Source organism: Bradyrhizobium sp. SPXBL-02, assembly GCF_051853065.1.
Taxonomy (GTDB): Bacteria; Pseudomonadota; Alphaproteobacteria; order Rhizobiales; family Xanthobacteraceae; genus Bradyrhizobium.
This window is the reverse complement of record NZ_CP182474.1, coordinates 7,430,410-7,442,673: the sequence shown is the minus strand read 5'-3', so window position 1 is coordinate 7,442,673 and position 12,264 is coordinate 7,430,410. Positions and strand designations below refer to the sequence as shown.

Sequence of the window (12,264 nt, the reverse complement as noted above, 5' to 3'; positions counted from 1 at the left end):
CGCTCGTGGGATTCAAATGCGGGATCGTCGGATTGCCCAATGTCGGCAAGTCGACCTTGTTCAATGCGCTGACCGAGACGGCCGCGGCGCAGGCCGCGAACTATCCGTTCTGCACCATCGAGCCGAATGTCGGCGAGGTCGCCGTGCCTGATCCCAGGCTCGACAAGCTCGCGGCGATCGCCAAGTCGGGCCAGATCATCCCGACCCGGCTGACCTTCGTCGACATCGCCGGCCTCGTGCGCGGCGCCTCCAAGGGCGAAGGGCTCGGCAACCAGTTCCTGGCCAATATCCGCGAGGTCGACGCCATCGCGCATGTGGTGCGCTGTTTCGAAGACTCCGACATCACCCATGTCGAAGGCAAGATCGCCCCGCTGGCCGACATCGAGACCATCGAGACCGAGCTGATGCTCGCCGATCTCGACAGCCTCGAAAAGCGCGTCGACAACCTCACCAAGAAGGCCAAGGGCAACGACAAGGACGCCAAGGAGCAGCTCGATCTCGTCAACCGCACCCTGGTGCTGCTGCGCGACGGCAAGCCCGCGCGCCTCGTCGAGCGCAAGGCGGAGGAGGAGCGCGCCTTCTCGATGCTCGGCCTCCTGTCGTCAAAGCCCGTGCTCTATGTCTGCAACGTCGAGGAAGGTTCGGCCGCGACCGGCAACGCCTTCTCCAAGGCGGTCGAGGAGCAGGCTGCGAAGGAGGGCGCGGTCGCCGTCGTCATCTCCGCCAAGATCGAATCCGAGATCGCGACCATCTCGCGTGACGAGCGCGCGGACTTCCTGGAGACCTTGGGCCTCGAAGAGGCCGGCCTCGATCGCCTGATCCGCGCCGGCTACTCGCTGCTTCATCTCATCACCTATTTCACGGTGGGTCCGAAGGAAGCGCGCGCCTGGACCATCCATCGCGGCACCAAGGCGCCCGGCGCGGCCGGCGTGATCCACACCGATTTCGAGAAGGGGTTTATCCGCGCCGAGACCATCGCGTACGAGGATTACGTCGCGCTCGGCGGCGAAGCCGGTGCCCGCGATGCCGGCAAGCTCCGCCTCGAGGGCAAGGACTACGTCGTCGCCGACGGTGACGTGATGCATTTCAGGTTTAATACGTAGGCACCATCATCGGTGCCGTAGGGTGGGTTAGACGAGCATATGCGCGAAGCGCATCTGCTCGGCGTAACCCACCACTGTCTCGGTCCGCAGAGACAGAAGAGGTGGGTTACGGCTTCGCCTAACCCACCCTACGGCACTTGCGCCGACCTCACCGCATCCCGCCGCCCTGGTCCCGGATCGCGCCGAGATGCTCGTTGATGCGGAAGACGATCAGGATCAGCTCCGCGACGATGCGCGAGAACACGATGCCGACCACGACGCTGGCGATCGACGACAGCAGCACCAGGAAGCCGCCGAACGGGCTGATCGCCATCGCAGCGAGCCCTGAGAAGATGCCGGAGAGGCCGAACAGGCAGATCAGCGCGATCACCAGCCAGTAGAAGGTCTTGATGATCGTCGGCGTGATGAAGCGGTCCCATTGAAACAGGTCGCTGAATGAAAACATTGCTTTCCCCAAGGCAAATCGGGACGTCAAATTTGGGCCGCGTCGATGCATTCTGGCCCCCGGCTGATCCGACTCAAAACCGCGGCCACCCCGTATGTAGCACGAGCCATGCGGGCTGGCGGGTTGAGATTGCCGCAAAGTGCGGCCACAATCTGTCATTCCCGCAAAGCTTTCCCGAGATGACCCTGACCTTCGAAGATTTCCCGCCCGGCCGGTTCGGAACGTTCGGCCCGCGCCATGTCACCCGCGACGAGATTCTGGCCTTCGCCGCCGAGTTCGATCCGCAGCCGATGCACCTGGACGAGGCGGCCGCGGCCAAAAGCATGCTGCGCGGCCTGTCCGGGTCGGGCTGGCATCTGTGCTCGCTGATGATGCGGATGATGGCCGACGGCTTCATCACCCGCGCCGCGTCACTGGGATCTCCCGGCGTCGACGAGGTGCGCTGGCTCTCGCCGCTGCGGCCCGGCGACGATCTCACGCTCGATGTCGACGTCCTGGATGCGCGGGTCTCGAAGAGCCGTCCTGAGCTCGGCATCGTCAAGTTCAAATGCACCGCGCGCAATGCGGCGGGGCAGGCGCTCGCCGAGATGACCTCGCCGATCCTGATCAAGCGGCGCGAGGGAGCGGCCTGATGCGGTACTTCGAAGACATCGCGATCGGACAGCGCCGCGAGATCGGCGCGTACACGTTCACGGCGGAATCCATCAAGACATTCGCCGCCAAGTTCGATCCGCAGCGCTTTCACCTCGACGAGGAGGAGGGCAAGAATTCGCTGTTCGGCGGGCTCGCGGCCTCGGGTTGGCATGTCGGCTCGGCCTGCATGAGCCTGCTTGTCGCCGACGGCCAGCGTCTGGCGCGCGAGGCCGCCTCGCGCGGCGAAGAGGTTGCGGTATGGGGCCCGTCGCCGGGCTTTCGCGATCTGCGCTGGATCAGGCCGGTGCTCGCCGGCGACAACGTCTCTTACGTCAGCGTCGTCATCGACAAGCGCACCTCCGCCTCCCGTCCTGGCTGGGGCATTTTGACGGCCCGCACCATCGGCACCAACCAGCGCGGCGAGGAGGTCTATTCCATCACCGCCTCCGCCTTCGTGCCGCTGCGCAAGGGCGCGTGATTTAGAATTGATCGAGCGGTCGCGGTCCCTTCACCTCTCCCCGCTTGCGGGGAGAGGTCGAATTCTCACCCCAACCCTCTCCCCGTAAGAACGGGGAGAGGGGAAGAGAAACCGAGCGAGTGTTGCCCGCGCGCTATGGACGCGATTCCGGGTGGCTGCCATAAGCCTGCGCAACATGGTGACCCCGCGAAGCTTTTGGCGGAACCAGTGAGTTGCTAACTAATTATGAACCTGTCGCTGTCTATTTGAAACGAATTGGCAGAGACAGGGGACGAGGACCATGGCTGACCGCGGCGCACTCAAATTTGTTGGATTCATCTTCGCGACGGCGACGCTGGCCGTGATGCTGGTCGCCGGCATGGTGGTGAAAGGCTATGCCGATGGCGCCTACACGCTGGAAGCCTCGACCGTCGAAGCGGCCCGGTAAGAATTCGTTAATGATCGCGGCCGGCATCCGGCCGCAGCTCAGCGGCTGTAGACGAAGGCCAGGATGGCGATCGCAACCGCCAGCAACCCGACAAAGCGCAGCATGATCGTGCCGAACTGATTCGGCGCGGGCCGCAACGGGATCGGGTCCGTGGTGTCGGGCCGAATGCTTTCCATGACATGTCCCCTGAGCCCGGCCGCGACGGCACGGGCGCTTGGCGTTTGTCGCCGGGAAGGGGCGGTGGGTTCAAAGCGCAGTCTCGTGTCCCGGCCGCGCTGCAGCGTGCAACGCTGCTGCGCAGAGCCGGGACCCAGAAGGCCACACTGCGACATGGGCCCCGGCTCTGCGACGCGTCACTGCGTGCCGCATCGCGTCCGGGGCACGAGACCTCCCCCCAAATCAAAACCGCCGCGTCCCTTCCGGAACGCGGCGGCCAATGATGGCGTGCTGACCGATCAGCTGTTGCGCAGGCCGTCGGCGGCGCGCTTCCACTGCGCGACGTTGTCGGCGATCATGCGGGTCGACTTCATCGCGGCCTGGCTGAGCTGGGCGTAGCCGGAGATCTCGCGCTGGACGCGCTGGCCTTCGGCGTGGAGCAGGTCGCGCAGGCTCTCGAGCTCGGAGATCAAATTCTCGATCTCGGCGAGCGAGGTGCCGGCGACGCGCTGGATCAGCGAGTTGACGTTGTTGACGGTGGCTTCCGCGCTCGGATCGAGCGGCGGGGCGTCGGTGGTGGTCGCGGCCGGACGGCGTAGATAGGCGATGTCGTTGCGGACGAAATCGCGGATGCCGGCTTCGACCTCGGTCACGGCGGCAAGGTTGGTGTCGACCGTTTCGGTCTCGGTGGCTTCGACCTTTTCAGGACGCATGGCGTTCATCGTTGTTCCCCTGTTCGCGTTGAGCGCAGCGCGAGTGTCCCCCGCACGACGACGTCTGTGAGGCAGGCCGCATCAGGGCGTCCGATTTTGACCGCAAATGGGCCGAGATGCGGCAAGGACGGACCATTCGGGGGTTTTGCCGTGGCGTATGGTTAGGGATGTGTGAATCGGCGGCTGCGGCGAGGTTAGGGCGCAACTCGGCCGGTGCTTCACTCCCTCTCCCCGCAGGCGGGAGCGGCGAAGGGCTCACCAGCTCTTCTTGAAGCCCGCGGTCACGCTCTTGTTCAGCGTGCCTTGCGAGGTTTCACCAACCGAGCCGGAAACGGTGACGTTGTCGAACAGCTTCTGCTCCGCGCCGACCTTGCGCAGCCATTTGTCCTCGGTGGTCGACAGCGTCTGGCCGGCAATGACGCTGGTGCCGGTGTCGGTCACGGTGACCTTGGCGCTCTGGTCGGTCTCGTAAGTGCGCGTGACGTGGCCGCCGAGGCCGGGGACCGCACTGCTGCCCTGCTGGTTGACGCTGTACCCGTTCTGCAGCGTCAGCGAGGTGTCGCCCGACAGCGGCACCGATTTGGTCAGTGACGCCCCGATCTTGCTGTGCTCGGCGCCGGGATCGACCCTGGCTTCCACCGCGGTCTTGTCCCAGATCGCGCCCGCGCCCGGCGCGGTTGCCGTGGCCCAGGCGCTGCCCGAGGATTGCGGCAGGTTGCCGCCGTTGCTGGCCTTCTGCGCCAGCAGCTCGGACATCGTCTTGGGCTCGCTCGCCACCGTCATGTCGGCGCCGATCCGCGTATCCCAGAACGAGAAGACCGATTGCTTGACGGTCACCGCGGAGGAGCCGTTGGCATTGGGGTTCGACGACCAGTCGAGGCCTTCCCTGGCGGCGGCCTGGGCGCGCTTCTTGGCGGCCATCGGGTCGATGCCGGTCCCCGCATCGACCGCGAGCTGGCTCCAGTCGAGCTTGTCGACGTCGATGCCCTTCATGATGTCGGGATCATTGACCTCGGGAGCTTCGGCCGCCTCGGCCTGGTCGTCGGATGGCGGCGGAGAGAAGGGCGGAATGATCTGCGCCTGTAACGTCAGCGCCGAGCCCAAAATGAATGCGGCTGCCAGCAACGGCAGCCTGGTCCAGCCAAACCCTGTCGAGAATTCCATCGTCCTGCCCACGAACCCCAGCGCATGCTGTCCGCCGCACTATAGCGGCCGCAATGACCATGCGCCATTCCGGCGCTGAAGGTGCCGATTTATCGTTGCGGAATTGTGGCGGTTCGCCAGGGGACGCGAACCAACGGGCCGCGCGAAAGGCGCGCGCCCGATGACGAGCTCGTGATGCGACGGCATCCGGCGGGGCTGGAGGCCAGGACGTCGCGATCGCCTGTCATCGGTCCCGAACAGCGGGGCCCGTTGGCGTCCCCCCTAAAGCGCGATGATCTTCATCGTGCTTCAGGTTGTTGTTTGCGCATAATCTTTTCGGAAAACCGCTTCGCACTTTGCGCTAACGCGGCCCTTCGGGTCCGGATCATGCGTTAGCCGACGCTGGTCATCTTCGGCAGATGAATGGCGCGGCCGAGTGCCTGCTCGACCAGATCGAAGGTGTCGATCAGCACCCGCATGCTGACCAGCTTGCCGGCCTTGAACTGGGCGAACTGCGCCACGCGCAAGCTGATCGGCTTGTTGGAATCCAGGGCCGTCAGCGAATAGCGCAGCATCGAGGCGGCGGAATCGACGCCCAGCATGATGCTCTCGCGGTCGAAGCGGCGGACGTGGAAATTGTCGGCGAGCTGGCGGATGACGTCGAGCACGGCATTCTTGCCCTGGCGCGCGCCGAGGAACGGAAACATGTCGATCGGGCCGTAGAGCGCCCATTCGACGTCCTCGTCGATCAAGGCCTCGATATCCTCGAAATGCCGGTCGTTGATCGCGCGGTGCAACGCGCGCGAGAAACGCCAGAGGCTGTGCTCTGTCATTTGGGGCAGTCCTGAAGCTGGCTTTGCGGAAAAAACGGAAAACAACCCCACGCGCAGTCAGGCGCCGGGGCTCAACTCATTTGTATACGAATGAAATAGCAGATTTCGGCCAAAACGCAATTCACGTTTTTGCAATGCACACTTGATCGCTCTTTGTGAGATTTACAATAGGATCCCGTAATTGTCCGGGTCTCGACGCTCACCGCCCCGTGATCAGCGGCCCGATCTCCCGTTCCAGCACCTGCTGCACCAGGTCGTAGGAATCGATGATCTCGCGGATCTGCGCCACTAGCCCGCCGCGGAACGTGTAGAACACCGCGATGTCGAACTGCACGATGCGGTCGTTGCTGCGCTTCTTGAAAAATGCGTGCATGTAGGTCGCGACCGCCTCGCCCTCAGCGACGATGTGCGGCATCTTGTAGCGAATCTCCGAATAGCGCGACCAGACCGTCTGCCAGAGGTCGCGCAGCTCCTGCTTGCCATGGCGCGGCACCATGTGCGGCAGCACATCGATCGGCGCGTGGGTGAGGAAATAGACGTCGTCGGTGCAGCAGGCCAGCGCCGTCTCGATATCGCCGCGCGCGAAGGCATCGAGCAGATGCACGACGCGTTGGCGATTCAGCTGCTCCACCGTCATTCCTGCCCGTCCTCGTTTGGCCCCGTGACGTCGCGCAACGCTAACGCGCGGTGTCGCGCACCGGCAATCCGCGAAATCACAGGGATGTTGCAGACGTTTTGACGCATGAGCGCAATGCCCGGTTCATGGCACGCAACTGTGGGTTGAGTTGCGGGATGGCTGCACGAATTCGCGCCAAGTTCGGTTGCCTGGCGCGCAACGCGCATGGAGCCGTGCGCAACGTCCCGCCACGCAGGCGCCCAAACGCGAGATCTCCGCCACGCCCGCGGGCTACTCCCTCGCCCCGCTCTGATCCGCCGAAGCCTTGGCGAAGGCGGATGCTGGCCGCGACGAGCTTCGCTCGCGCTGGAAGGGTTGCCGATGAGATCGGGAGCAGCGCTCCTTCAACACGTCATTGCGAGCGCAGCGAAGCAATCCAGAATCCCGTCCGCGGAAAGACTCTGGATTGCTTCGCTGCGCTCGCAATGACGACGTTGAGAGCAGCTGCGAGCTCAACCCGGACTTTTGGCTTCCGGCCTGTCCCCGCATGCCGGGAAGAGGCGAAGCCCCGTACCGCTCCCCGCGTGACCCATCTCACATCATTCCGCCGGCGCCGCGGCTACCGTCATCGGCATGTCATCAGGGAGACGTGCCATGGCCGCCATCGCCACCGTCAGAAAGTCCCGCCTGCATAACGCGCTCGAAGGCCTCGCGCTGACCGCGACCCTGCAGAGCTTCCCGACCTTCGCCACCGCGGCCTTCCTGCTCAAGCTCGTGGGCAACCACGACCTCGTCGGCGACCCCGGCGTCGCCATCTTCGTCGCCTTCGCCTCGCTCGCCCACGCGATGCTGGCCGTGACCTTGGGTCCGAGCTTCCCGCACCTCTTCAAGACCGTCTACGAGCCGAAATTCTTCGAGGCCCATTTGTCGCTCTCCGACAAGATCACGGCATGGCGCACCCAGCCGGTCGCTTCGCTGCAACTGGTGACGATCATGCTGCTGCTGTCGGTGATGGCCGTGGTGACGGCGAGCGTGGGGTGAGGGGGAATCTCTCCGCGTGTCATTCCGCAGAGCGGCGAGCTATGATGCGCGATTGCGCATCTGAGAATCCATAACCACGAACGTCGCCGATAAACCTGCGTTGCCTACCTCTTCTTCCACCCCCCACGTCGTCCCGGTGCCCCGCCCGTCGACTTCGGCGCGGGCCCGAACTCCGGCCCCGACTGCCGCGAATCCGTCGGCTGGATGATGCGGCTGGTGCTGCCGAACGGCTTTGACGGCAGCGCGCGGCTCTCGCGGTAGGGCAGCGATTCCGGGCCGTGCATCTCGTCGAGATGCGGTTTGTGCACGCGGGAGCCCTTGCCGCCGCCGGCCTTGAGCGCGGTTGCTGCGCTCTTGTTCTTCATGGCGCTGACGGGCAGGTTGGCGGCGTCGCCATATTTCCTGGTGCCGGCATAAGCGCCGGCCTTGCCCGCGACCACGCGCTGTTTCGCGGTGGGGTCGTCGACCACGGCGAGCTCGGTCGCGCGCAGGCGCTTGACCTCGTCGCGCAGGCGCGCGGCTTCCTCGAAGTTCAGATCGGCGGCGGCCTCGCGCATCCGCGTTTCGAGATCGGCGAGCACGGCCTCGAAATTGTGGCCGATCGAGATGACGTCGTCGGTCATGTCGTGGCCGCCGACCTCGACCAGCACGTGGTCGCGCTCGTAGACCGAGTTGAGGATGTCGCCGATCTGCTTCTTCACGCTCTCCGGCGTGATGCCGTTGGCGTTGTTGTACTCGACCTGCTTCTCGCGGCGGCGGTTGGTCTCGGCGATGGCGCGCTCCATCGAGCCGGTCATCTGGTCGGCATAGAGGATCACCTTGCCGTCGACATTGCGCGCGGCGCGGCCGATGGTCTGGATCAGCGAGGTCTCGCTGCGCAAAAAGCCTTCCTTGTCGGCATCGAGGATCGCGACCAGCGCGCATTCGGGAATGTCGAGGCCTTCGCGGAGCAGGTTGATACCGACCAGCGCATCGAACGCACCCAAGCGCAGATCGCGGATGATCTCGATGCGCTCGATCGTGTCGATGTCGCTGTGCATGTAGCGGACGCGGATGCCCTGCTCATGCAGATATTCGGTGAGGTCCTCCGCCATGCGTTTTGTGAGGACCGTGATCAGCGAGCGATAGCCCGCTTGCGCGGTGGCGCGCACTTCCCCGACGAGATCGTCCACTTGCGTGCGCGCCGGGCGGATGTCGACCGGCGGATCGATCAGTCCGGTCGGGCGAATGACCTGCTCGACGAACACGCCGCCGCTCTCGTTCAGCTCCCAGCTGCCCGGGGTCGCGGACACCGCGACGGTCTGCGGCCGCATCATGTCCCATTCCTCGAAGCGGAGCGGGCGGTTGTCCATGCAGGAGGGCAGGCGGAAGCCGTATTCGGCCAGCGTCGCCTTGCGGCGGAAGTCGCCGCGGAACATCGCGCCGATCTGCGGGATGGTGACGTGGCTTTCGTCAGCGAAGATCAGCGCGTTGTCGGGCACGTATTCGAACAGCGTCGGCGGCGGCTCGCCGGGGCGACGCCCGGTGAGATAGCGCGAATAGTTCTCTATGCCGGCGCAGCTGCCCGTCGCCTCCATCATCTCGAGGTCGAAGGTGGTGCGCTGCTCCAGCCGCTGCGCTTCCAGGAGACGCCCCTGGTTGTTGAGCTGGTCGAGCCGCTGCTTCAATTCGAACTTGATCGACTTGATCGCCTGCACCAGCGTCGGGCGCGGCGTCACGTAGTGCGAGTTGGCGTACATCTTGATGAATTCGAGCTCGTCCTGCTTGTGGCCGGTGAGCGGATCGAACTCCTCGATATTCTCGATGGTGTCGCCGAACAGGTTCACGCGCCAGGCGCGGTCTTCATAGTGCGCCGGGAAGATGTCGATCACGTCGCCGCGGACGCGAAACGTGCCGCGGGTGAAATCGGCCTGGGTGCGCTTGTACTGCAACGCGACCAGGTCGGCGATGAGCTGGCGCTGGTCGATGCGCTCGCCCTTCTTCAGCGCGAAGGTCATCGCGGTGTATGTCTCGACCGAGCCGATACCATAGATGCAGGACACCGAGGCGACGATGATGACGTCGTCGCGCTCGAGCAGCGCGCGCGTCGCCGAGTGGCGCATGCGGTCGATCTGCTCGTTGATCGACGAATCCTTTTCGATGTACGTGTCCGTGCGGGGCACATACGCTTCCGGCTGGTAGTAGTCGTAATAGCTGACGAAATACTCGACCGCGTTGTCGGGAAAAAAGTTCTTGAACTCGCCATAGAGCTGCGCGGCCAGCGTCTTGTTCGGCGCCAGGATCAGGGCCGGGCGCTGCGTCGCCTCGATCACCTTGGCCATGGTGTAGGTCTTGCCCGAGCCGGTGACCCCGAGCAGCACCTGCGAACGGTCGTTGCGGTCGATGCCCTCGACCAGTTCGGCGATCGCCGTCGGCTGGTCGCCCTTGGGCTCGTAGGACGACTTGATCTCGAAGCGCACGCCGCCTTCGGACTTTTCCGGGCGCGGCGGCCGGTGCGGCGTCCACACCTTCATGGAGCCGTCGTTCTTGCGGAACTCCGGCCGGCCCTCGCGGATCAGCGATTCCAGCGCATCCGCGGTGGCCTTGACGCCCAGTGCCTCCATCTTGGAACGCGGCGGACGCGCCAGCGCTTCGGCATCGTCCTCCTCGGTGGGCAGGCCGAGCTGTCGCGCCAGTTCCGGATCGAGCGTCGGAATCGTGGCCGCGGTTCCGTAATTGGCTTGCGGCGCCTCCTCCAGCCCAGCAAGCTCACTGGACTGACGAGCGCCCGGCGGCTGCGGATTGGGCCGCAGCGGCATCGGCCGCGCCGCATCTTGCGGAAACTCCTTCGGCGTCGAAGCCCGCGCGCGATGCGCGGCGGCTTCGCCCCCGGCGCGGCGGTCGCGCGAATTGTCCGGCGGCGGCTGCAGGCCTGTGCCTGATCCCAAGCCCGCATCGCCGCGATTGATCGCGGGATTGAGCAATTCGGCGAGCGCCGGCCCGATCGGCTGCACATCGGGGCGATGCGCCTTCGAGTTCGGAGCCTTGGTTTTGGGGGATTTGGGGGGAGCAGGTTTCTTCGCCATGAGGCGAATATGGGACGAGTCTGCCCCGCAATAAAGGGTGAACGCCCGTGGCCATGCAGGCTGCTGACAGCAGGTTGGCAGCAGCCTTCCGTTCACGCCGCCGGCAGCGGCCCGTCGTCGTTCCCGGCGGCGACATTCGGCTCGAGGATGTCGAGATGAATGCCGCCGCAATCGGTGCAGCGCATGGTCCAGTACTCGCATCCGGCGCGGCCGCCGATCACGCGGAGCACTGTGAGATCGCCGTCGCATTCCGGGCAATTGGACAGCACTGCGCGGGCGTAGATCCGCGGCCGAGCTGCATCGGTTTCGATGATGGACATGACCGGTTTGCCCCCTTTTTTCGCCGCCCTGGTCCGGCTGCGGACCGCCTATTCGTCGTCGCTGTCGGCCCGCAGGCGGAAACGATCGATGTGGTGCTTGGCATCGGCAATCGCGGCATCGCGATCGGGCCAGGCGAAGCCGACTTCCATGGCCGGAAACAGCACGCCGTCGATGGCCACCGGGCTGAGATCGGCACGGCGGATCCGCGCGTGCCACAGCCCCTTGCCAGCTTCGAAGGATTCGATGTCAAAGCCGTCGTAGAGGGTCGTCATGAGTGTAGGTCCCACGTTTCTTTTCGGAGGGTCAGGGGACCACATTTGCGGATTTTGGGATGTGAAGCCGTTCACAAGCAGGCGGCTTTTTTGCCCGCCTTCAGTTCCGCGCTGCAGCGCGGCCGATCTTGCGCGGGCGGGCAGCGGGTTCCGATGCCGCCCGCATGATCCAGCGGCGGAACGCGGCAAAGTCGCGCTGCTCGGTCTGGAAGCTGCGATAGAGCAGGTACCAGCGCATGCCCTTGGGCACCGAGAGGTCGAACGGCGCCACCAGCCGGCCGGCCGCGAGATCGTCGTCGATATAGGGGCGGATGCCCATGGCGATGCCGAGCCCGTCGGCGGCGGCCTGCAGCGCCTGGCCGTAGAACTGGAACTCGGGCCCGCGCGCGCTGATCCTCGCCGTGCCCGCCGCCTTCAGCCAGATCGGCCAGTCCTCGGGTGAGTGCGCGACGCGGATCAGGCTCGGCCCCTTCAGGTCGGCCGGGCGCTTCAATCCGCCGGCCAGGCGCGGCACGCAGACGGGGGTGAGGTCGCCGGCGAACAGCGGCTCGGCGACGAGGCCGGGCCAGTCGCCGGTGCCGAGCTTGATGCCGCAGCTCCAGTCCTCGCCGAACGGCACCGCGGCGCCGCCGGTGGTGAAGCGCACCTCGATGTCGGGCTCCTCGCTGCGAAACTCCGACAGGCGCGGGATCAGCCAGCGCATCGCAAAGGTGTGGCCGACGCCGATGGTGAGCACGCGCACGCTGGCGGGCGCCGTCACCTGTGCCGTGAGGCTCGCCAGCGCATCGAAGATCGGGGTCAGCCCGCCTTGATAGGCGCGGCCCGCCTGCGTCAGCACCAGGCGATTGGCCTTGCGCTCGAACAGGGCGACGCCGAGCCGTTCTTCGAGCAGGTGCACCATGCGGCTGACGGCGGCCGCCGATACGCTCAGCTCCAGCCCGGCCGCAGCAAAGCTGCCGGTCCGCGCCGCCGCCTCGAACGCCTTGATGCCGTTGAGAAACAGCAGCCGCCGCAAATG

15 protein-coding genes are annotated in these 12,264 nt (G+C 65.4%); 5 read left to right on the top strand and 10 right to left on the bottom strand.

Translation table 11 applies throughout. From position 1 onward, the window contains the following. Nucleotides 1–5: 5 nt before the first annotated feature. Complete coding sequence (gene ychF / locus ACNJYD_RS34540) at nt 6–1,103, top strand: redox-regulated ATPase YchF (RefSeq protein WP_172788745.1); 1,098 nt, start codon at nt 6–8, stop codon at nt 1,101–1,103. Nucleotides 1,104–1,251: 148 nt separating this feature from the next. On the opposite strand, the gene ACNJYD_RS34535 is transcribed toward ychF, so the two are convergent. Then, nucleotides 1,252–1,548 carry a DUF4282 domain-containing protein gene (locus tag ACNJYD_RS34535; protein ID WP_018648333.1) on the bottom strand — a complete coding sequence of 99 codons (297 nt, stop codon included), beginning with the start codon at nt 1,546–1,548 and terminating at the stop codon, nt 1,252–1,254. Nucleotides 1,549–1,727: 179 nt separating this feature from the next. Here ACNJYD_RS34535 and ACNJYD_RS34530 point away from each other — a divergent pair, with 179 nt between their 5' ends. From ACNJYD_RS34530 to ACNJYD_RS34520, 3 genes are all read left to right on the top strand, one after another. Next, nucleotides 1,728–2,180 carry a MaoC family dehydratase gene (locus tag ACNJYD_RS34530; protein ID WP_260380970.1) on the top strand — a complete coding sequence of 151 codons (453 nt, stop codon included), beginning with the start codon at nt 1,728–1,730 and terminating at the stop codon, nt 2,178–2,180. Beyond that, nucleotides 2,180–2,659 (top strand): MaoC family dehydratase, encoded by a 480-nt coding sequence (locus tag ACNJYD_RS34525; protein ID WP_439364640.1) that lies wholly within the window; start codon nt 2,180–2,182, stop codon nt 2,657–2,659. Before ACNJYD_RS34530 ends, ACNJYD_RS34525 begins: the two co-directional genes overlap by 1 nt. 280 nt (nt 2,660–2,939) lie before the next feature. Beyond that, on the top strand, nt 2,940–3,086 hold the full coding sequence (locus tag ACNJYD_RS34520) for a hypothetical protein (RefSeq protein ID WP_027545961.1): 147 nt from the start codon (nt 2,940–2,942) through the stop codon (nt 3,084–3,086). Nucleotides 3,087–3,124: 38 nt separating this feature from the next. Here the strand turns inward: ACNJYD_RS34520 and ACNJYD_RS34515 are convergent, their stop codons facing one another. The 5 genes from ACNJYD_RS34515 to ACNJYD_RS34495 all read right to left on the bottom strand — a co-directional run bounded on the left by ACNJYD_RS34515 (nt 3,125) and on the right by ACNJYD_RS34495 (nt 6,568). Continuing rightward, complete coding sequence (locus ACNJYD_RS34515) at nt 3,125–3,262, bottom strand: hypothetical protein (RefSeq protein ID WP_007614812.1); 138 nt, start codon at nt 3,260–3,262, stop codon at nt 3,125–3,127. 279 nt (nt 3,263–3,541) lie between these two features. Further along, nucleotides 3,542–3,964 (bottom strand): hypothetical protein, encoded by a 423-nt coding sequence (locus tag ACNJYD_RS34510; protein ID WP_172788742.1) that lies wholly within the window; start codon nt 3,962–3,964, stop codon nt 3,542–3,544. Between the two features lie 246 nt (nt 3,965–4,210). Then, entirely contained in the window at nt 4,211–5,119 is a 909-nt protein-coding gene (locus tag ACNJYD_RS34505) for a hypothetical protein (RefSeq protein ID WP_439364639.1), read from the bottom strand. Between the two features lie 371 nt (nt 5,120–5,490). Continuing rightward, nucleotides 5,491–5,931, bottom strand: coding sequence for a nuclear transport factor 2 family protein (locus ACNJYD_RS34500; RefSeq protein ID WP_439364638.1), 441 nt, complete (start codon nt 5,929–5,931; stop codon nt 5,491–5,493). Nucleotides 5,932–6,130: 199 nt separating this feature from the next. Further along, nucleotides 6,131–6,568, bottom strand: a complete 438-nt coding sequence (locus tag ACNJYD_RS34495; protein WP_172788739.1) for a nuclear transport factor 2 family protein — start codon at nt 6,566–6,568, stop codon at nt 6,131–6,133. A 633-nt stretch (nt 6,569–7,201) separates the two neighbouring features. Between ACNJYD_RS34495 and ACNJYD_RS34490 the strand changes: the two genes are divergently transcribed. Beyond that, a complete protein-coding gene (locus tag ACNJYD_RS34490; RefSeq protein ID WP_212259382.1) occupies nt 7,202–7,588 on the top strand; it encodes a hypothetical protein in 387 nt (128 codons plus the stop codon). A 104-nt stretch (nt 7,589–7,692) separates the two neighbouring features. On the opposite strand, the gene uvrB is transcribed toward ACNJYD_RS34490, so the two are convergent. The 4 genes from uvrB to ACNJYD_RS34470 all read right to left on the bottom strand — a co-directional run bounded on the left by uvrB (nt 7,693) and on the right by ACNJYD_RS34470 (nt 12,261). After that, nucleotides 7,693–10,653 carry an excinuclease ABC subunit UvrB gene (uvrB, locus tag ACNJYD_RS34485; RefSeq protein WP_172788737.1) on the bottom strand — a complete coding sequence of 987 codons (2,961 nt, stop codon included), beginning with the start codon at nt 10,651–10,653 and terminating at the stop codon, nt 7,693–7,695. A 92-nt stretch (nt 10,654–10,745) separates the two neighbouring features. After that, nucleotides 10,746–10,973: a hypothetical protein gene (locus tag ACNJYD_RS34480; protein WP_439364637.1), complete on the bottom strand. Its 228-nt coding sequence runs from the start codon at nt 10,971–10,973 to the stop codon at nt 10,746–10,748. 48 nt (nt 10,974–11,021) lie between these two features. Beyond that, the gene (locus ACNJYD_RS34475) at nt 11,022–11,246 is read right to left on the bottom strand and encodes a hypothetical protein (protein WP_172788735.1); all 225 of its coding nucleotides are present in this window, start codon (nt 11,244–11,246) and stop codon (nt 11,022–11,024) included. 100 nt (nt 11,247–11,346) lie between these two features. After that, nucleotides 11,347–12,261 carry a LysR substrate-binding domain-containing protein gene (locus ACNJYD_RS34470; RefSeq protein WP_271509028.1) on the bottom strand — a complete coding sequence of 305 codons (915 nt, stop codon included), beginning with the start codon at nt 12,259–12,261 and terminating at the stop codon, nt 11,347–11,349. Nucleotides 12,262–12,264 lie beyond the last annotated feature (3 nt).

What these genes read in the sequence shown, in the direction of transcription:
- ACNJYD_RS34535 (WP_018648333.1), bottom strand. Translation starts at nt 1,548, where the DNA reads ATGTTTTCATTCAGCGACCTGTTTCAATGGGACCGCTTCATCACGCCG.
- ACNJYD_RS34530 (WP_260380970.1), top strand. Translation starts at nt 1,728, where the DNA reads ATGACCCTGACCTTCGAAGATTTCCCGCCCGGCCGGTTCGGAACGTTC.
- ACNJYD_RS34525 (WP_439364640.1), top strand. Translation starts at nt 2,180, where the DNA reads ATGCGGTACTTCGAAGACATCGCGATCGGACAGCGCCGCGAGATCGGC.
- ACNJYD_RS34520 (WP_027545961.1), top strand. Translation starts at nt 2,940, where the DNA reads ATGGCTGACCGCGGCGCACTCAAATTTGTTGGATTCATCTTCGCGACG.
- ACNJYD_RS34515 (WP_007614812.1), bottom strand. Translation starts at nt 3,262, where the DNA reads ATGGAAAGCATTCGGCCCGACACCACGGACCCGATCCCGTTGCGGCCC.
- ACNJYD_RS34510 (WP_172788742.1), bottom strand. Translation starts at nt 3,964, where the DNA reads ATGAACGCCATGCGTCCTGAAAAGGTCGAAGCCACCGAGACCGAAACG.
- ACNJYD_RS34505 (WP_439364639.1), bottom strand. Translation starts at nt 5,119, where the DNA reads ATGGAATTCTCGACAGGGTTTGGCTGGACCAGGCTGCCGTTGCTGGCA.
- ACNJYD_RS34500 (WP_439364638.1), bottom strand. Translation starts at nt 5,931, where the DNA reads ATGACAGAGCACAGCCTCTGGCGTTTCTCGCGCGCGTTGCACCGCGCG.
- ACNJYD_RS34495 (WP_172788739.1), bottom strand. Translation starts at nt 6,568, where the DNA reads ATGACGGTGGAGCAGCTGAATCGCCAACGCGTCGTGCATCTGCTCGAT.
- ACNJYD_RS34490 (WP_212259382.1), top strand. Translation starts at nt 7,202, where the DNA reads ATGGCCGCCATCGCCACCGTCAGAAAGTCCCGCCTGCATAACGCGCTC.
- uvrB (WP_172788737.1), bottom strand. Translation starts at nt 10,653, where the DNA reads ATGGCGAAGAAACCTGCTCCCCCCAAATCCCCCAAAACCAAGGCTCCG.
- ACNJYD_RS34480 (WP_439364637.1), bottom strand. Translation starts at nt 10,973, where the DNA reads ATGTCCATCATCGAAACCGATGCAGCTCGGCCGCGGATCTACGCCCGC.
- ACNJYD_RS34475 (WP_172788735.1), bottom strand. Translation starts at nt 11,246, where the DNA reads ATGACGACCCTCTACGACGGCTTTGACATCGAATCCTTCGAAGCTGGC.